At 44.0% G+C, this 18,513-nt stretch carries 17 protein-coding genes; 5 read left to right on the plus strand and 12 right to left on the minus strand.

Going from position 1 to position 18,513, the window contains the following annotated elements; all coding sequences use genetic code 11:
- Position 1: 1 nt before the first annotated feature.
- The 7 genes from cdsA to rpsB all read right to left on the minus strand — a co-directional run bounded on the left by cdsA (position 2) and on the right by rpsB (position 6,886).
- Positions 2–865 (minus strand): phosphatidate cytidylyltransferase, encoded by an 864-nt coding sequence (cdsA, locus tag AACX68_RS00400; RefSeq protein ID WP_228857741.1) that lies wholly within the window; start codon positions 863–865, stop codon positions 2–4.
- A 9-nt stretch (positions 866–874) separates the two neighbouring features.
- On the minus strand, positions 875–1,627 hold the full coding sequence (ispU, locus tag AACX68_RS00405; RefSeq protein WP_099108911.1) for a (2E,6E)-farnesyl-diphosphate-specific ditrans,polycis-undecaprenyl-diphosphate synthase: 753 nt from the start codon (positions 1,625–1,627) through the stop codon (positions 875–877).
- Between the two features lie 255 nt (positions 1,628–1,882).
- A complete protein-coding gene (gene ispC, locus AACX68_RS00410) occupies positions 1,883–3,079 on the minus strand; it encodes a 1-deoxy-D-xylulose-5-phosphate reductoisomerase (RefSeq protein WP_228857742.1) in 1,197 nt (398 codons plus the stop codon).
- Between the two features lie 234 nt (positions 3,080–3,313).
- Positions 3,314–3,871, minus strand: coding sequence for a ribosome recycling factor (gene frr, locus AACX68_RS00415; protein ID WP_099108913.1), 558 nt, complete (start codon positions 3,869–3,871; stop codon positions 3,314–3,316).
- Between the two features lie 140 nt (positions 3,872–4,011).
- Positions 4,012–4,740 carry a UMP kinase gene (pyrH, locus tag AACX68_RS00420; protein WP_086955305.1) on the minus strand — a complete coding sequence of 243 codons (729 nt, stop codon included), beginning with the start codon at positions 4,738–4,740 and terminating at the stop codon, positions 4,012–4,014.
- Between the two features lie 278 nt (positions 4,741–5,018).
- Positions 5,019–5,876: a translation elongation factor Ts gene (gene tsf / locus AACX68_RS00425; RefSeq protein WP_228857743.1), complete on the minus strand. Its 858-nt coding sequence runs from the start codon at positions 5,874–5,876 to the stop codon at positions 5,019–5,021.
- A gap of 284 nt (positions 5,877–6,160) precedes the next feature.
- Positions 6,161–6,886 carry a 30S ribosomal protein S2 gene (rpsB, locus tag AACX68_RS00430; RefSeq protein ID WP_228857744.1) on the minus strand — a complete coding sequence of 242 codons (726 nt, stop codon included), beginning with the start codon at positions 6,884–6,886 and terminating at the stop codon, positions 6,161–6,163.
- Between the two features lie 398 nt (positions 6,887–7,284).
- Here rpsB and map point away from each other — a divergent pair, with 398 nt between their 5' ends.
- From map to dapD, 3 genes are all read left to right on the plus strand, one after another.
- Positions 7,285–8,082 carry a type I methionyl aminopeptidase gene (gene map / locus AACX68_RS00435; RefSeq protein ID WP_099108917.1) on the plus strand — a complete coding sequence of 266 codons (798 nt, stop codon included), beginning with the start codon at positions 7,285–7,287 and terminating at the stop codon, positions 8,080–8,082.
- A 215-nt stretch (positions 8,083–8,297) separates the two neighbouring features.
- Positions 8,298–10,952, plus strand: a complete 2,655-nt coding sequence (glnD, locus tag AACX68_RS00440; protein WP_228857745.1) for a bifunctional uridylyltransferase/uridylyl-removing protein GlnD — start codon at positions 8,298–8,300, stop codon at positions 10,950–10,952.
- Positions 10,953–10,997: 45 nt separating this feature from the next.
- A complete protein-coding gene (gene dapD / locus AACX68_RS00445; RefSeq protein WP_255704997.1) occupies positions 10,998–11,840 on the plus strand; it encodes a 2,3,4,5-tetrahydropyridine-2,6-dicarboxylate N-succinyltransferase in 843 nt (280 codons plus the stop codon).
- 89 nt (positions 11,841–11,929) lie between these two features.
- On the opposite strand, the gene AACX68_RS00450 is transcribed toward dapD, so the two are convergent.
- Positions 11,930–12,565 carry a hypothetical protein gene (locus AACX68_RS00450; protein WP_228857746.1) on the minus strand — a complete coding sequence of 212 codons (636 nt, stop codon included), beginning with the start codon at positions 12,563–12,565 and terminating at the stop codon, positions 11,930–11,932.
- A 232-nt stretch (positions 12,566–12,797) separates the two neighbouring features.
- Between AACX68_RS00450 and AACX68_RS00455 the strand changes: the two genes are divergently transcribed.
- On the plus strand, positions 12,798–13,184 hold the full coding sequence (locus AACX68_RS00455; RefSeq protein WP_099108919.1) for a DUF3461 family protein: 387 nt from the start codon (positions 12,798–12,800) through the stop codon (positions 13,182–13,184).
- A gap of 94 nt (positions 13,185–13,278) precedes the next feature.
- Here AACX68_RS00455 and AACX68_RS00460 read toward each other — a convergent pair whose 3' ends face one another.
- From AACX68_RS00460 to syd, 4 genes are all read right to left on the minus strand, one after another.
- A complete protein-coding gene (locus tag AACX68_RS00460) occupies positions 13,279–13,725 on the minus strand; it encodes a flavodoxin (RefSeq protein ID WP_228857784.1) in 447 nt (148 codons plus the stop codon).
- Between the two features lie 194 nt (positions 13,726–13,919).
- Positions 13,920–14,693, minus strand: a complete 774-nt coding sequence (gene truC / locus AACX68_RS00465) for a tRNA pseudouridine(65) synthase TruC (RefSeq protein ID WP_099108921.1) — start codon at positions 14,691–14,693, stop codon at positions 13,920–13,922.
- 2 nt (positions 14,694–14,695) lie between these two features.
- The gene (locus AACX68_RS00470; RefSeq protein ID WP_228857747.1) at positions 14,696–15,037 is read right to left on the minus strand and encodes a YqcC family protein; all 342 of its coding nucleotides are present in this window, start codon (positions 15,035–15,037) and stop codon (positions 14,696–14,698) included.
- A 563-nt stretch (positions 15,038–15,600) separates the two neighbouring features.
- Positions 15,601–16,152, minus strand: coding sequence for a SecY-interacting protein (gene syd, locus AACX68_RS00475; RefSeq protein ID WP_228857748.1), 552 nt, complete (start codon positions 16,150–16,152; stop codon positions 15,601–15,603).
- 466 nt (positions 16,153–16,618) lie between these two features.
- Here syd and AACX68_RS00480 point away from each other — a divergent pair, with 466 nt between their 5' ends.
- Positions 16,619–18,307 (plus strand): cholesterol oxidase substrate-binding domain-containing protein, encoded by a 1,689-nt coding sequence (locus tag AACX68_RS00480; RefSeq protein ID WP_228857749.1) that lies wholly within the window; start codon positions 16,619–16,621, stop codon positions 18,305–18,307.
- Positions 18,308–18,513 lie beyond the last annotated feature (206 nt).

The raw sequence follows: 18,513 nt of genomic DNA on the forward strand, positions 1-18,513 counted from the left end.
TTCAGAGACCAAATCCAGAAGAAACTAACATGACCAGCCCGGCAAAAACAGGTACTGCCGCCGTTAAACTGTCCACCCGGTCCATTACGCCGCCATGCCCAGGGATCAACTGACTGCTATCTTTAATACCCGATTCCCGTTTAAACATACTTTCGGTCAGATCACCAAAAACAGAGGCAATAACGACAACAGCAGAAATCAGCAACAAGTTTTCAGGCATCACTGGGACCGGAGCAAATTTACTGAACAACCAGGAAATCAGTGCCGCTGTCAGCAACCCTCCGGCCAGCCCTTCGAGGGTTTTACCCGGAGATACTTTAGGTGCCATTTTGTGTTTACCCAATGTGCGACCAAAGATATAAGCCCCTGAATCAGCGGCCCAAACCAGCAGCATCACATACAGCAGCCACCACGCACCATTATAGGTATTATTTTCATACCCCTGAGTACGGAGAACCATCATTCCACAATAGAATGGCACAATCGTCAGAAAACCGAATAGTAAGCGTAATATAACGGAAGATTTCCAAATAGAAGCTGAAGCTGGATAAGCAACAACTAATACGACAGCGACAACCCACCAGAGCATTCCTGCCCATAAAAGATACAGAATTTGAGGTTTCTCAGTCAGGTGAGTAAAGTCTGCCAAAGAATGTTGTAAAGCAAGCAGCCCGGCTGCACACAATACTGCCAGTGCTATGCGTTTGGACTGTGCGAATAATCCGGCAAATTGCCCCCATTCCCATGCAGCAAGTGCTGAAACTGCAATGACAACCAGCCCGAACCCTGAAGGAGGAAGTAAAAACAGAGCTGCAACAACAAGGGGAATTAATATTAACGTAGTTAAAAGACGGTACTTCAGCAAGTTCTCCTCCTATGATCCCACTTCGGCATCGTCTGGCGTTCCGCCAAAACGGCGTTCTCGTTTAATAAAGGCATGAATAGCACCTTCAAAGGCTGTTTCATCAAAATCAGGCCAAAGTATATCGGTAAAATATAATTCTGCATAAGCTATCTGCCATAACAGGAAATTACTGATACGATGCTCGCCCCCGGTTCTGATCACTAAATCAACATCAGACTGCTGACTCAGGCTCATAAAACTGCTTACTGTTGATTCAGTAATGTCTTCAGGTTCAAGCTGATTTGCCCTGACTTTTTCAGCAACCTGTCTGACACTCTGAATTAAATCCCAACGACCGCCATAATTGGCAGCAATATTAAGCTGCAATCCGGTATTGCCCGCCGTCAACTCAACTGAACGGCGGATACGCTCCTGCAACCGTGAGCTGAACCGACTAATATCACCAATAACAGACAATTTCACATTGTGCTTATGTAAGCTCTTCACTTCATTATCGAGAGCAAAAACAAACAGTTCCATTAATGAACTGACTTCTTGTTGTGGGCGATTCCAGTTTTCGCTACTGAAAGCATATAATGTCAGTGATTCGATATTATTTTTAACCGAAAAGCTCACAGCACTTCGTACAGCCTTAATCCCTGCACGATGACCAAAAACTCTTAACTTCCCACGCTTTTTTGCCCAACGCCCATTACCATCCATAATGATGGCAACATGTCTGGGTAATGACAGCGATGAGTCACAATCACTAGGAGATATCACTCAAACTAATCCTTAAATAATTAAGCTGACACTTTATAGCTCAAGAATTTCCACACATGAAAAAGCCGTGCCAACAATTATCACGGCTGTTTCTGGCATAGACCCGGTCGAAAACCTTTATCTCTGATACATGTCTTAAAAACAGATACCAAAATACGCTAAATATTGAACTGGCTATTATAGCAACTACGATTTACCTGCGAACTATATCATTTGCCAAAATGCAAACAAACATATACTTATTAACAAAATTTGCTAGTCAGTAAAGGCGCCAATTGCCTCTTTCGCCAGAGTTCTTGCTATATGGTCGATTTCTAAGACCTCTTCAATGCTTTGAGGTTCAGGCAAATTTAATTTCTCTACAACCTGCCGATTCATCACCGCAATATCAGTGAAACGGATCTGATTCTGCAAGAAGGCACTCACTGTTTCTTCATTAGCGGCATTCAATGCAGTTGTTGCTGCCTGACCTTCATGACAGGCATCAATCGCCAGTTTGAGGCAGGGATAACGACGATAATCCAAAGCTTCGAAAGTCAGTGTGCTGAGTTCAGTAAAATCCAGCGGTTTAGCGCCAGACTCAATGCGATTGGGATAAGCCATGCTATAAGCAATTGGCGTACACATATCCTGTGTGCCCAACTGTGCAATGATACTGCCATCCTGATAACGCACCATTGAGTGGATAACAGATTGTGGGTGCAGCAGAACTTCCATTTCATCAGCAGAAGCGTTGAACAGATGGCGGGCTTCAATATATTCCAGCCCTTTATTCATCATTGTTGCAGAATCAACGGAAATTTTACGTCCCATTGACCAGATTGGGTGAGCGCAAGCTTCATCGGGGGTGACAGAAGAGAATTTTTCCAGCGGTGTTTTACGGAATGGGCCGCCAGATCCGGTCAGAATAATACTGGAAATGCCATGATCTTTTAATGTTGCATTACCAAGATTGTGCTGGACTGACTCAGGCAAACTCTGAAAAATGGCATTATGTTCGCTATCAATCGGCAACAATTGTGCCTTATATTGATTAACTGCCTCCATAAATAAACGCCCGCTGGTAATAAGTGATTCTTTGTTGGCCAGCAGAACCTGCTTACCTTTACGGATAGCCGCCAGTGTTGGCAGTAACCCTGCGATACCAACAATCGCAGACATAACCTGATCGACATCTTCCAGCGCGGCTAAATCACAGATAGCCTCTTTTCCTGCCAGAACTTCAGTCTGGCAGCCCTGTTCCTGCAATAACCGCCGCAATACTGTTGCGGAATGTTCATCGGCCATTGCGGCATACTGAGGCTGAAATTCCAGACACTGTTGTGCCATGACTCCACTATTTTTCCCGGCAACAAGTGCCACAACACGGAATTTATCTGGGTTCTTTCTGACAACTGAGAGTGTACTTGTCCCGATGGACCCCGTTGAACCGAGGATAGTTAAGCGTTTCATATTAATACTCTGAGTATTCTACTGACATAATATCGCAATAGTTTGATCTGTCCTGATCGCTATGTCCATTGCCTGAGAAAGAAATGTGATACGAAATGTAATATTGATAATATTAAATGATAAGAATAACGCCGCAGGGCTGCGGCGTTAAGTTATGCCCGTTGTCTTTCAAGCTGCCTCTTCATTGGCTGGGAAACAACCCGGAATCAACCAGACACAGCAGAGAAATGGCAATTAGAATTCCATCAACTCTGTTTCTTTGTTCGCCAGTGCTTCATCAATCTTTTTAATGAAGGTATCAGTCAGTTTCTGAATATCGTCCTGTGAACGACGTTCTTCATCTTCGCTGATTTCTTTATCTTTCAGCAGTGCTTTAACTTTATCGTTAGCATCGCGGCGGATATTACGGATAGATACACGCCCCTGTTCTGCATCACCACGAACCACTTTGATCAAATCTTTACGACGTTCTTCAGTCAGTGGAGGCAGAGGAACACGAATAATGGTTCCGGCAGAAGATGGATTCAGACCCAAATCAGAAGCCATAATCGCTTTTTCAACAGCCGGAGTCATAGAACGATCAAATACTGTGATCGCTAAAGTACGTGCATCTTCGGCAACAACGTTCGCGATCTGACGCAATGGAGTCGCTGCGCCATAATATTCGATGCTGATGCCATCCAGCAGGCTAGGAGAAGCACGGCCAGTACGCACCTTGCTGATTTGGTTTTTCAGTGCTTCGACGCTTTTTTCCATGCGGTCTTGTGCGTCTTTCTTGATTTCATTAATCACGTTATAAACCCTTGGGAACTGGTTATTTTCTAGACCATAAATGCCAGTATGGCATACTATGACCCTGTGTCATTAAATTTGGCGCATCAGGACGCTGATCATACCGTCAAATCTCACCGATGTCTCTGTGTACGAAGAAATCAGTCGTGAGAAATCAGCGTACCTTCATTTTCACCCATTACAACACGACGAAGTGCACCTGGTTTGTTCATATTGAAGACACGGATTGGCAGGTTATGATCGCGGGCCAGTGTAAAGGCAGCAAGATCCATAACTTTCAGTTCACGCTCCAATACATCCTGATAATCGAGTTTGTTATAAAGAACAGCTTCTGGATCTTTTGCAGGATCAGCGGAGTAAACCCCGTCAACTTTGGTTGCTTTTAACACAACATCCGCTTCAATCTCAATACCGCGCAGACAAGCTGCGGAATCTGTCGTAAAGAACGGGTTGCCAGTACCTGCCGAGAAAATAACAACACGACCATGACGCAGTAAGCTGATCGCTTCAGCCCAGCTATAGTTATCACAGACGCCATTCAGAGGAATAGCGGACATCAGACGGGCGTTCACATAGGCGCGGTGTAAGGCATCACGCATTGCCAGACCATTCATTACTGTTGCCAACATGCCCATGTGGTCGCCGACTACACGGTTCATTCCTGCTTCAGCCAGACCGGCTCCGCGAAACAGGTTGCCTCCGCCAATAACGACGCCGACTTGAATACCCAGCTCAACCAGTTCTTTGATTTCCTGAGCCATGCGGTCTAAGACGCTAGCATCGATACCAAAACCTTCTGCGCCTTGCAGGGCTTCTCCACTGAGCTTAAGCAGGATTCTCTGATATACGGGTTTTGCATTGGTTGCCATGGTGTTTCAGTCCTAAGCAGATAAGGATTATTGGGGGTTACTACAATTATTCAGTTAATACACATCCATGCTATGCAGCTAGATGTAAAAATTCTTCTTACTCTTCGTCTTTCAAGTTGCCTCTTTGTTGGCTGCGCTCGCTCACCCCGTTCACCGTTTTTATAAACATACGGTTATCTATGCTCTCGGGGATGAGTTCCCTTGCCGCCGCGATCCATCTTGAAATCCATTGGGTATAGATAAGACGGAACCGCCAATCGGCGGCTCCGTTAAGACAATTAAGACTGTTTGCTCATCGCAGCAACTTCTGCTGCGAAGTCAGATTCAACTTTCTCGATGCCTTCGCCAACTTCAAAACGGATGAAGTTGATAACTTTAGCGTTGTTCTCTTTCAGCAGAGCGCCAACAGTTTTGCTTGGATCCATCACGAAGTTCTGACCATTCAGAGAGATTTCGCCGGTGAATTTGTTCATACGGCCAGAAACCATTTTCTCTGCGATTTCACGTGGTTTGCCAGACTGCATTGCGATGTCCAGCTGGATCTGATGCTCGCGCGCAACAACGTCAGCAGGAACGTCAGATGGGTCAACATATTCTGGCTTGCTTGCAGCAACGTGCATTGCAACGTGCTTGATCAGTTCTTCGTTTGCGCCTTCAGCAGCAACCAGAACACCGATACGAGCACCGTGCAGGTAAGAACCTACAGCTTCGCCTTCCAGAATAGCAACACGACGGATGTTGATGTTTTCACCGATTTTAGCAACCAGTTCAGTACGCTGTTCTTCGAACTTAGCTTTCAGTGCATCGATGTCAGAATTTTTGTCAGCCATAACGGAAGTGATAACTTCTTTACCGAATGCCAGGAAGCCAGCATCTTTAGCAACGAAGTCAGTTTCACAGTTCAGTTCAACGATACCTGCGAATTTAGCATCTGCTGAAACTTCAACCAGGATAACGCCTTCAGCTGCAACACGGCCTGCTTTTTTAGCCGCTTTTGCCTGACCTGATTTACGCATGTTATCGATAGCCAGCTCGATATCACCATTCGCTTCAACCAGTGCCTTTTTACATTCCATCATGCCTGCGCCAGTACGCTCACGCAGTTCTTTTACCAGAGCAGCGGTAATGTCAGCCATTTGTTTAATTCCTCGATGTGTCTCGCGGGAAGATAATATTCCGCGTGGAAAGTTATCAGATAATATCCTTCGTCTTTCAAGCTGCCTCTTTGTTGGCTGCGCTCGTTCACCCCAGTCACATAGTTATCTATGCTCTCGGGGATTCTCTTCCTTGCCGCCGCGATGCAACTCGAAATCCATTGGGTATAGTTCTATATCAGATATGTAAAGGGGGCCTTGACAGGCCCCCTAACCAATATATTTCAATACCTGGTCAATAAGGGCTCAGAAATGAGCATGCCTTATTATTCAGCGTCTACAAGACCTTCTTCAGCCTGAACAGCCAGATCCTGTGAACGGCCTTCACGAACAGAAGTCGCAGCAGCAGTCAGGTACAGTTTTACTGCACGGATTGCGTCGTCGTTACCAGGGATAATGAAATCAACGCCATCTGGATCAGAGTTAGTATCAACAACAGCGAATACTGGGATACCCAGGTTGTTTGCTTCTTTGATAGCGATGTGTTCGTGTTCAGCATCGATAACAAACAGAGCATCAGGCAGGCCGCCCATGTCTTTGATACCGCCCAGGCTGTTTTCCAGTTTGCCAAGCTCACGAGAACGCATCAGCGCTTCTTTCTTAGTCAGCTTGTCAAAAGTACCGTCCTGAGACTGAGCTTCCAGATCTTTCAGACGCTTGATTGACTGACGAACAGTTTTCCAGTTAGTCAGCATACCACCTAACCAGCGGTGGTTAACGAAGTATTGGTCACAGCCCAGAGCTGCTTCTTTTACTGCTTCGCTTGCAGCACGCTTGGTGCCAACAAACAGAATTTTGCCTTTACGGGAAGCAATTTTGTTCAGTTCAGCCAGAGCTTCGTTGAACATTGGAACAGTTTTTTCCAGGTTGATGATATGAACTTTGTTACGAGCGCCAAAGATGAAAGGTTTCATTTTTGGGTTCCAGTAACGAGTCTGGTGACCGAAGTGAACGCCCGCTTGCAGCATATCGCGCATGGAAACAGTTGCCATTTTAGACCTCTATAAAGTTAATTGGGGTTATGCCTCCACAGATCCCATGACACCGACTCTTTAACTGTGTGCTATTCATACCGCATGAAAGAGATTCATACGAATTAGTCACATGAGAGCACCCCGGTGTATGTGCCGATCCGTGTGTGTTATTTACACAAATGAGTTTATTTAGCATTTCTGAAATATTGCTTCCACAGGAAACAATTACACAGAATACCGGCGCGCTTTATACCATAATCCGACCCTATACACCAACATTTGTTATCGCTTTCTGACGTCTTAGCAATCAACGGTTATTGTTAGATATCAGGCAGGCTGATACCATTAACTCCATCATTTTTTCATTAACTAATATCAAAGAATCGGTGATTTACCGGTTCTAATGGACTGATTTCATGGCTATTACTATCAAAACAGACGAAGATATTCAGAAAATGCGCGTTGCCGGTCGTCTGGCAGCTGAAGTTCTGGAGATGATCGAGCAACACGTTAAAGCAGGCGTTACCACGGGTGAGCTTGATCGGATTTGCCACGAACACATCACTAATAAACAGCAGGCTATTTCTGCCTGTCTGGGTTACCACGGTTTTCCTAAATCCGTCTGTATTTCTGTCAATGACGTGATTTGCCACGGCATTCCAAGTGATGACAAGGTACTGAAAGACGGCGATATCGTTAATATCGATGTTACTGTTATTAAAGATGAATTCCACGGCGATACCTCCAAAATGTTCATCGTTGGAAAACCAACGATTCAGGGCGAACGACTGTGCCGTGTGACTCAGGAAAGTCTGTACCTTGCGCTGAAAATGGTAAAACCGGGTATCCGTCTGCGTACTATCGGCAAAGCGATTCAGCAATATGTGGAAGGGAATGATTTCTCAGTAGTTCGTGAATATTGTGGTCACGGTATTGGCCGGGTTTTCCACGAAGAACCACATGTACTTCATTACGATGCCGATGATGGCGGTGTTGTGCTGCAAAAAGGCATGGCTTTCACTATCGAACCAATGGTCAATGCTGGCGATTATCGTATCCGTACCATGAAAGATGGCTGGACTGTCAAAACCAAAGATCGCGGCTGGTCTGCACAATACGAGCACACGATTGTCGTTACTGACAACGGCTGCGAAATCATGACATGGCGCAAAGAGGAAGAAGCGCAGATTTCAGCGGTATTGGTTAACGCGTAATAGCTTAACGAGTAGTTACGTAAACCAACCGCAGATTAATCGATAACAATCTGCTGACATAATTTGCTCACTCCTGCCAAAGATCCTGTTGTCAGGATAGCATTGCCAAATGAAGCCCTTGTACATAAACTGTCCTCACAGGGCTTCATCATCGACTACAAAATCGACTACAAACGCCTGCCCATCTCACAGTTTCTTATCATAGGTTTCTGAATATGCCAGTTGATATTGCTTTTGCGCACGCCCCGATTCCTCCTGTCTCTCCGGTAGAATTTTCATGTGATGATCTGCAATGCCCGGTGCTGAAGCAGCATATTGATGAGTTTCAACTATGGCTTGAACAGGCATTCAAAGCGGGTATTTCCCCGACCGCACTGATTTATGCACGCAGTGATTATATTGATAAACTTCTGACCCGGTTATGGCAGCAGTATGGGTTTGATCAGATAGATACTCTTTCCCTGATTGCTGTTGGGGGTTATGGAAGACGCGAGTTGCATCCTCTTTCAGATATCGATCTGCTGATTCTGAGTGAACATCCACTGACTGAAGAACAATCAACCCAGATTGGACGCTTTATTGCTCTGCTCTGGGATATCCGTCTGGATGTCGGCCACAGTGTCAGAACTCTCGAAGAGTGCCTTGAAAAAGGGCTTTCCGATCTGACTATCGCTACTAACTTAGTGGAATCCCGCTTAATCTGTGGTGATTTACCTCTGTTCCTGCGCTTACAAAAACACATTTTCAGTGATGACTTCTGGCCATCAGCCCAATTTTTTGCCTCCAAGCTCACCGAACAGAAAAATCGTCATCAGCGATACCACAGTACCAGCTACAATCTGGAACCTGATATAAAAAGCAGCCCGGGAGGATTACGTGATATCCATACGCTCCTTTGGGTGGCTCACCGTCATTTCGGGGCGACATCTTTAGATGAAATGGTCGATTTTGGTTTTCTGACTCACGAAGAGCGGGATGAATTGAACGAATGCCAGAATTTTCTCTGGCGTATCCGTTTTGCCCTCCATCTGTCTGTTACCCGTTACGATAACCGGCTGTTGTTTGAACAACAGTTTAGTGTCGCTCAGCTTCTCGGCTATAAAGGAGAACATAATCAGCCTGTTGAACGTATGATGAAAGATTTTTATCGCGTGACTCGCCGAGTCAGCGAATTAAACGACATGCTGTTGCAACTGTTTGATGAAGCAATCCTGACACTACAGCCAGATGAAAAACCCCGTCCCCTGAATGAATCCTTTCAGTTACGGGGAGATCTTATCGATGTTATTGATGAATCACTGTTTACCCGTGATCCTGCATCAATTCTGAACATGTTTTATCACATGGCCGTTCACCGGGAAATTAACGGGATCTATTCCACTACGTTACGCCAGCTTCGCTATGCCCGCCGGAACCTTAAGCAGCCATTGTGCGAACTTCCTCAAGCCCGAAAAATTTTTATGGCAATCCTGAGGCACCCTCACGCAGTCAAAAGTGCTTTGCTGCCAATGCATCGCCACAGTGTATTAAGTGCCTATACTCCACTTTGGAGCAACATAGTCGGCCAAATGCAGTTTGACCTGTTTCATGCTTATACCGTCGATGAGCACACCATCCGGTTATTACAGAAACTGGAAAGTTTTGCCGATGAAAATAACCGCATACTTCATCCTGTGTGTGTTGAACTTTATCCACGCATACCGCAGCCTGAATTACTGCGGCTGGCCGCTTTTTTCCATGATATTGCCAAAGGACGCAATGGCGACCATTCCGAGCTGGGAGCGAAAGATGCGTTTACCTTCGCCAGACAGCATGGATTGACAACTTACGAAGCTGAATTGGTGGAGTGGCTTGTTCGCTATCATTTACTGATGTCAATCACTGCTCAACGGCGGGATATTCAGGATCCCGAAGTCATTCAGCAATTCGCCTGTCAGGTCAAAAATCAGAATCGCCTGAATTACCTGCTTTGCCTCACTGTTGCCGATATCTGTGCCACAAACGCCAAACTATGGAACAGCTGGAAACAGAGCCTGCTGCGCGAGCTTTATTTCGCGACTGAAACCCAGTTACTTAAAGGGATACAAAATACGCCTGATTTACGGGAACGTATCCGGCATAACCGCCTACAGGCTTTGGCACTGTTACGTCAGGAAGCGATTGACGAAGAAAGGTTACATAATATCTGGAGCCGCTGCCACGCAGATTATTTTTTGCGCCACACACCGGATCAACTGGCATGGCATGCCAGCCATTTAGTTAACCATCAATATCCCGATCCAATGGTATTGATTAGTACTTCATTTTCTCATGGAGGAACGGAAATATTTATCTGGTGTCAGGATAGACCTTCTCTTTTCGCGGCTGTCGTGGGAGAATTAGATCGGCGCAATTTAAGTGTTCATAATGCCCAGATCTTTACTAATCGGGACGAAATGGCAATGGATACCTTTGTCATACTGGATCCGAATGATCACTCTCTGGCGCCTGACCGCCATGAGCCTATCCGCCAGTCTTTGCTCAAAGCCATTAACGATCCTCATCCGAAAGCACCCAAAACGCGTAAATTACCGGCTAAATTACGCCACTTTGACGTACCTCCCAAAATTAGTTTCTTAACGACACAAAATACCCGACGCACTTATATGGAACTCGTCGCTCTGGATCAACCCGGCTTACTGGCCAAAGTCGGCAGTATTTTTGCCGAATTAGGTATTTCCCTGCATGGTGCGCGCATTACAACCATCGGTGAGCGGGTAGAGGATTTTTTTGTACTGACGGATAAAGATTATTTGGCACTGGATAAAAAAATCAAAGATGAATTGTCAGAAAGGTTGACAGAAGCCCTTAACACCAAGGATAAAGTATAGCGTTCACTAACCCATATTTGACTAAGAATAAAGGAGCCCTTACCAATGCAGCAAATACAACCTATTGCCGAGTTAATGGGCATTATCGAAAGTGCATTTGAAAACCGTACCAACATCACTCCAACAACTGTTGATGAAACAACACGTGATGCCATCAATCAGGTCATTCAAATGTTGGACAGCGGTAAACTGCGTGTCGCTGAAAAAATCGCAGGTGAGTGGGTAACACATCAGTGGCTGAAAAAAGCAGTCCTGCTCTCTTTCCGCATTAATGACAATCAGGTTATGGAAGGTGCTGAAAGCCGCTATTTCGATAAAGTACCGATGAAGTTTGCTGATTATGATCAGGCGCGTTTCGAAAAAGAAGGCTTCCGTGTCGTACCACCAGCAGCAGTACGTCAGGGCGCCTACATTGCACGTAATACTGTATTAATGCCATCTTACGTCAATCTGGGTGCTTATGTGGATGAAGGCACAATGGTCGATACATGGGCAACAGTAGGTTCCTGTGCTCAAATCGGCAAAAATGTTCACTTGTCCGGTGGTGTCGGCATTGGTGGTGTTCTGGAACCATTGCAGGCTAACCCGACTATCATTGAAGACAACTGCTTTATCGGTGCACGCTCTGAGATTGTGGAAGGGGTTATCGTAGAAGAAGGCTCTGTGATCTCAATGGGTGTTTACATCGGCCAAAGTACTAAAATCTATGATCGTGAAACCGGCGAAATCCATTATGGCCGGGTGCCTGCGGGTTCTGTCGTCGTATCAGGTAACCTGCCTTCCAAAGATGGCAGCTACAGCCTGTATTGTGCTGTTATCGTGAAAAAAGTCGATGCCAAAACCCGTGGCAAAGTGGGTATCAATGAATTGCTGCGAAATATTGATTAAGTTTTAAAAGTTGAGCCATCTTGTTGGATGGCTCAACTTTACTGACTGGATAATACCCAGCATCACCTAATCATGTCACCAAAACAGTCTTATTCAATTGGTAGTTCATTTTTAGAAATGATTGCTAACCTATTCTGATGATGCTCCGGATCTCCCCATAACCACATTTCCTGACGACTGACATCAGTTTGAGACTGGATCCTGTGTAATTCGCAAGTGATCATGTCATAAGCATAAACATACATCTGGTATACCAGCGCGTCATACATGCGATCCTGCCAAAAAGCCATGCCATCGGTGGTCTGGTTCATATCCGATACAATGATATTGTACTGTTCAACAAGATAATCAAAAAACACCTTACCTGCTAAATCACGTAATACAGCTCTATGCTGCGGTGTCCTGATACGCCAGACCAGAATCTGCGTTACAGGACGACAATTTAACACTACATCTGGCTGTATAACCACACGGTTATAATAAACAACCTCTTTAGATGCATCATTTACCAAAGCTAATTCAAAATGGGATTGCTGAATCCATTCATTCAATCGCCCATCTACACGGACCATGCGATAACCGGGAGGAAGCATTAATCCTTTTATTTGCTCAGTGATCTCTAATCCACTTATTAATGAGTTATAAAGAACATAATTATCTGAGTTTTCGTTCAAATGAGCAAAAACTGCATTAATTTTTCCCGGATCTATCAGTCTCTTGGGCATCGCCTTCCCCATTTTGTTTATCTAAATGACTAACGCTGTTATCAAATTGATAAATATCTCTTCCGTCGATATTAGTTTGGTTATCCCTTAAGTTCAATAAGCAGACCTGTTACTTTTTGTACGATTTCCTTCTAATAATTAACTGATTGACTTTCAACAAACTCGAAATGGATAATAAATCCGCTGTTTTCTTAATATTTTCCATTTCATTTAGGTGACTAGGTGACGCGCTATGTACGATAACTTGAAGAGTTTAGGGATTACTCACCCTGAAGATATTGATCGCTATAGCCTCCGTCAGGAAGCGAATAACGACATTCTTAAGATTTATTTTCGCAAAGATAGGGGTGAATTCTTTGCCAAAAGCGTTAAATTCAAATACCCACGCCAGCTCAAAACTGTCTCTGACGATAATACAGGGCAAGGTTATAAAGAAGTTAAAGAGATCAACACCAACCTGCGTTATGTGCTGGAAGAACTGGATCAGATTTGTAAACGTGAACAGGCAGAAGTGGATTTGAAACACAAAATCCTCGACGACTTACGTCACCTTGAGCATGTCGTTGCCAATAAGATCGCAGAAATAGAAGCAGATTTAGAAAAACTGACCCGTAAGTAATGATATTAGCTGTGTCACACACCGCTTATCCCTTTTCTGGCAACAAGGAGATAAAGGGAATAAGCGGTATAACCAACGGAATATGCGGGAGCGCCTATAATAAATTTCCCCACTCCTCAACCCAGCCCTGAGCAAAAACTTCCGGCTCAACTACCTCGAGAGCATCAATCAGCAGAATTTCACCGATCCGCTTAGCCCCTTGCTCTTGTAGCAGCGCATCAAAGGTATGACCTCCTCCACAAAAAGTGTCATAACTGCTGTCACCCAGCGCAATAAGGCCGTAACGTAAATCAGGCTGATAACCCAGCTGGTCATTCAATTCCGCATAAAGCGGCTGGATATTATCAGGCAAATCCCCCTGTCCGGTTGTGGATGTCACAACCAGTACTACCTGCTGTAAGTATTCCTGCCATTGCTCCAGAGTTGCCTCTTCAAATACTTCAGCCTCATGCCCCTGCTGCTCAAGAATCTGCTGCGCTTCTTCAGCAACAGCCAATGCATTGCCATAAACTGTACCAACGAAAATACCAATCTTTGCCATAGATATGATCCCTTCATTCTGTTTGATACTGCTTTTATTCGTATACCCTTCGTCTTTCAAGCTGCCTCTTTGTTGGCTACGCTCGTTCACCCCAGTCACATTATCTATGCTCCTGGGGGATTTACTCCCTTGCCGCCGCGATGCAATTTGAAATCCATTAGGTATAAGTGGTGAACGTTTATTTTTTCAGGCGGCTATTCTGTCGGCTGTAATTCACAAGCAACCGGATGTGAACATTCCAGTTCCGGTACAAGGCCTTGCCAGCCAAATTGTTCAAGCAAATGCTGCCATGAAGAATCCCAACGGGCAGTCAATAACAACTCCTGGCCGGTTACCGGATGCCTGAGTTGAAGGTGGCTTGCATGCAGCATTAATCTGCCTGTCTGATAATATTTAGCAACTCCTCGATTCTGACGCAAATCTCCGTGTGTGGTATCCCCGATAATGGGATGACGGATATGTGACATATGTCGTCGTAGCTGGTGCTTACGCCCGGTTTTGGGTTTCAGTTCCAATAAGCTGAAACGTGATGTCGGATAACGCCCTATTTCAACCGGACACTCAATTTTTGCCAGTGCGCGGTAATGAGTAATGGCGGATTGCGCTTCCCTGTCCGTATCAGCGAATTTATCCGCAATTTTATCCAACTCTTCCATTAATGCGTAGTCGATAATCTCCTCTCCTTCGACATAACCACGCACAACTGCATGATACGTTTTTTGTACCTGCTGATGTTCGAATTGCTGGGAGAGTGTTCGGGCCACATCACTCGACAGCCCCATCAGCAAAACGCCGGATGTTGGCCTGTCCAGCCGATGAACAGGAAAAACATGCTGACCAATCTGGTCACGCAGTGTCTGCATAACAAAGACGGTTTCATGACGCGCCAGCCAACTACGATGAACCAACCAGCCCGCCGGCTTATTTACTGCAACGATGTGTTCATCCTGATAGATAATATCCAGCATTATCAACTATTCCCTGCCAGATCATCCGATGTAAACAGGCTGTCCAGTTCACGCAAATGCTCAAGCAACGGTAAATAACGTTCTGTCTCTTCTTTATAGACTTCTTCAAAATAGGGAGCGATTGCAAATGATGTTGGTAAGCTGGCTTTTTGCTCAATCAGCGCACTCATTCTGGGAATTAATACCCATTGGAGCCATTCTTCCGCCGCCATCGTATCAATAGAGAAAGGCTCTGTGCTTTCGTACGCTTCTGGTTTGGGCGGGTAACTCTGCCATAAGCCAACGGTTTTCATCGTGGCTTCAATGAGCTGTAATTTGTGGAGAATTTGTTTCTCGATACTCATGATTCTTATCTTATCCTGACTGTAATCCCAATAGCAGGAACTGCCATTGCGTCATTAAATCGTAAGAGTATCACTGTTCGATCTCAGCGAAAAATATGTGACAGCATAAAATGCCACAAAACAAAATAAGAGGGGAGACAGAATCTCCCCTCTTATTTGATTATCATAGCAATCCGGCTAAATTGGTCGCTTCCTGCGCATTCCCTGACAAAGTACTTCCCTGTCTGTTATTCCTTAAAAGATCATTATATTGATAGTATCTGGCAGTCCTGCCCGAACCGAATCATCCTTGAGTCACCTTCCTGATGACATCATTCCTTAATAATTTTGTCGCTGTGATTCCTAGCGGAACAACAAAATAATCGTCGATTCAGTAGCTTGAAACAAGCTACCTGAATCGTCAGGAAAAGCATTTCACCAAAAAGATATCTTGATAATGATTTGCATATTATTGATATAAAATAAAAATAATATTTATCAGAGGTATTGATACGATGATTAAGAGACATATCTCACATCACATGTGAGATATGTCTTACAAAAAAGTAAACTGATATCTGCACCTATGAAGATATCACAGGGGTAGCAGCAGAGAGGAAAGCGGCTAAATCAGCAGATAATACGGTTCGTTCCTTACTGCCAAATTGCTCAAGTATGACCTGACCTGTCAGATTACATACAGAAATCAGCCCCATGTCAGAATCCGTTGTACCAATAAATACCGTCGGTGAGAGTTTCAGGCGCTTTTGTGTCACAAGATGGCCTATCAGATTTTCCTGCAGCCGGACAAAATCATCCTCACTCCATACCTGAATCAAGCTGAAGCTCAGTCCATCAAAACTGGCAGACATGTCGCCCGCTAACTGAGTGACATAGTAGTCGTGAATAGAATTCTGCAAACAGATATCCAGTGCGTTTTCTACCTTACTGAGTTTATCCGCTGGAGTAAAAGGCTTCGGAAGCCAGTGCACCACCTCATCACCTGTACGTTCGATACAGGGGGACGGCACACTATATAATTCACTGCTCGCTGGTGGTAATCCGGTTTCCTCCTGCCACAATTCAACATAGCGTCGGGTAAAATCAGCAAGTGCTTTTGTCACATTGAAGGTCATATGTTTGTTTCTTCCATTTTTCTGTCTGTTACTCGTATTCTGCGTATTCCTATACGGTTTTAAGCAAAATAACAACTATACACTTCGTCTTTCAAATTGCCTCTTTGTTGGCTGCGCTCGTTCACCCCAGTCACATAGTTATCTATGCTCCTGGGGATTTACTCGCTTGCTGCCGCGACGCATCTTGAAATCCATTGTGTATAAAAATAGTGTCATCACTTCCATAAAATAATGGTATCAGGTTCTACACTATTTATAACAGGAAAGAGAATCATCTCCCTTCAAGTAATATTATGCCGTGTACCTGGCCTGAATTTATAGCCAGGGGATGAATAAAGCCATCTCTCATAAGTCATAAATTAAAACAAAATAGTATTAATAGAAAAAATAACACCTCTTGTTATCCACACTATAAACATGGATTCAAAATAGTGATTTTATTTATATCCTACAAGGTAATAACATAATGAACATAAAAAACAAAAATCCAAACAAATTAAATAAAGAAAATAAGAATAAAAAAATAAACCTGACATTAACTGATTTCCCTAAAGACGTAAAATTGATATATAGAGAATTTATTAACTGGTCAGAAGAAATTTATTCGAATCATATTCCATGCAGTATCCCTAAATCAGACAAAGAAATTATTTTAGTTGTTAATTGGGCGTGGAAAAAAAATTATAAACTGAGAGTGGTGGGAGAGTCACATAACTGGTCGCCTTTGATCATTTCAGCTCAGGAACAAAATAATCATCAAGTCATGCTCATGGATCTTACCCAGCACTTTAATCAAGTAAGTATTAAACATCTTCCTGAGTATGCCATTGTCACTGCGCAGGCTGGTGTATTAATGGAAACACTCATGACAAAAATGGAAGAGCAAGGAGTTGGTTTTACTGCAACTCCGGCACCCGGTGATTTAACTCTTGGCGGAGTACTGGCAATCGGTGGACATGGAACAAGTGTTAAGGCGCTGAATGAAGAACCGCAAGCCGGCCATCACTTTGGCTCAATCAGTAACTCTGTACTCTCTCTGTCTGCCGTCGTGTGGGATGAAAAAAATGAGCAATATATTATCAGGAATTTTAAGCGCAATGATCCTGAGTGTGCGCCTCTTCTCGTGAATTTAGGCTGCTCCCTGATTTTAAATGCTGAGCTTCAGGCTGGTAAAAACCAGCGTCTTCGGTGTGAAAGTATTACTGATATTCCGGCGACAGAACTATTTGCACTTTCACAAGATAAAAAAAATAAAAAAACTTTTAGTCACTTTCTGGATAAAAGTGGGCGTGCTGAAGCTATTTTATTCCCATTCACTGCTAACCCTTGGTTAAAGGTATGGAGTGTTGCACCGAAAAAGCCTATTTCCAGTATTGAAGTTACCCACCCGTACAACTATCCGTTTTCTGATAATATCCCTGTTCAAATATCTCAACTCATTAAACAGATAACCCATGATAATCCGAGTCTCACGCCTATATTTTCCCATCTTCAATACGCAGTGATGCTAGGTTATTTTTTAGCTGCCGGAAATGATATCTGGGGCTGGAGCAAAAATTTACTGTTATATGTTAAGCCAACAACATTACGTGTTACTGCAAATGGTTATGCCATATTAACCAGCCGAAGTAATATTCAAAAAGTTCTCCATCTCTTTTATGCCCAATGGCACTCCTTAATGCAGGAATACCAGAATCAGGGAAAATACCCAGTCAACGGACCCATTGAGATCCGAGTTACAGCACTGGATGAACCTTCTGAAGTAGTGCAGGAAAATGCAGTAGTACCAAGTCTATCTGCTATTCGCCCACGTCAGGATCGACCAGAGTGGGACGTCGCCATTTGGCTTGATGTGTTAACCCATCCAGATACCCAATATGCTGCTGAATTTTATAGCAGGCTTGAAGCATGGATGTTTAAAGAATTTGATGACACTTACGCGTCTATTCGTGTTGAATGGAGTAAAGGCTGGGGATACAGCACAAAGGGTGCATGGGCTAATGAGGATATACTGACCCAAAAAATCCCGGCCTCATTTACGGATGGATTACCTGCTGATAATAATTGGCATTCGGCAATTAATACCTTACAGAAATTTGATCCGCATAATCTGTTCAGATCGCCATTATTAGAGAAGTTAATTTCTTCCAAATAAAAGCGAATACTCTATATTAGTTATCTATATATATCTCACGGGATAAATAATTCAGCCCGTTTAAGAATCTTTTCTGATTTGGATGGCAATTATCGGGCTGAGTTTCTTTAAAATGCGCAATAAAAATACGAATTATCAATATTCCTTGATACACTACCGCTTGTATTCAAAACAATAAACTCCGCCCTATCGCTCTTAAATGCAGG

This window comes from Xenorhabdus sp. PB61.4 (assembly GCF_963894935.1).
GTDB lineage: Bacteria > Pseudomonadota > Gammaproteobacteria > Enterobacterales > Enterobacteriaceae > Xenorhabdus > Xenorhabdus stockiae.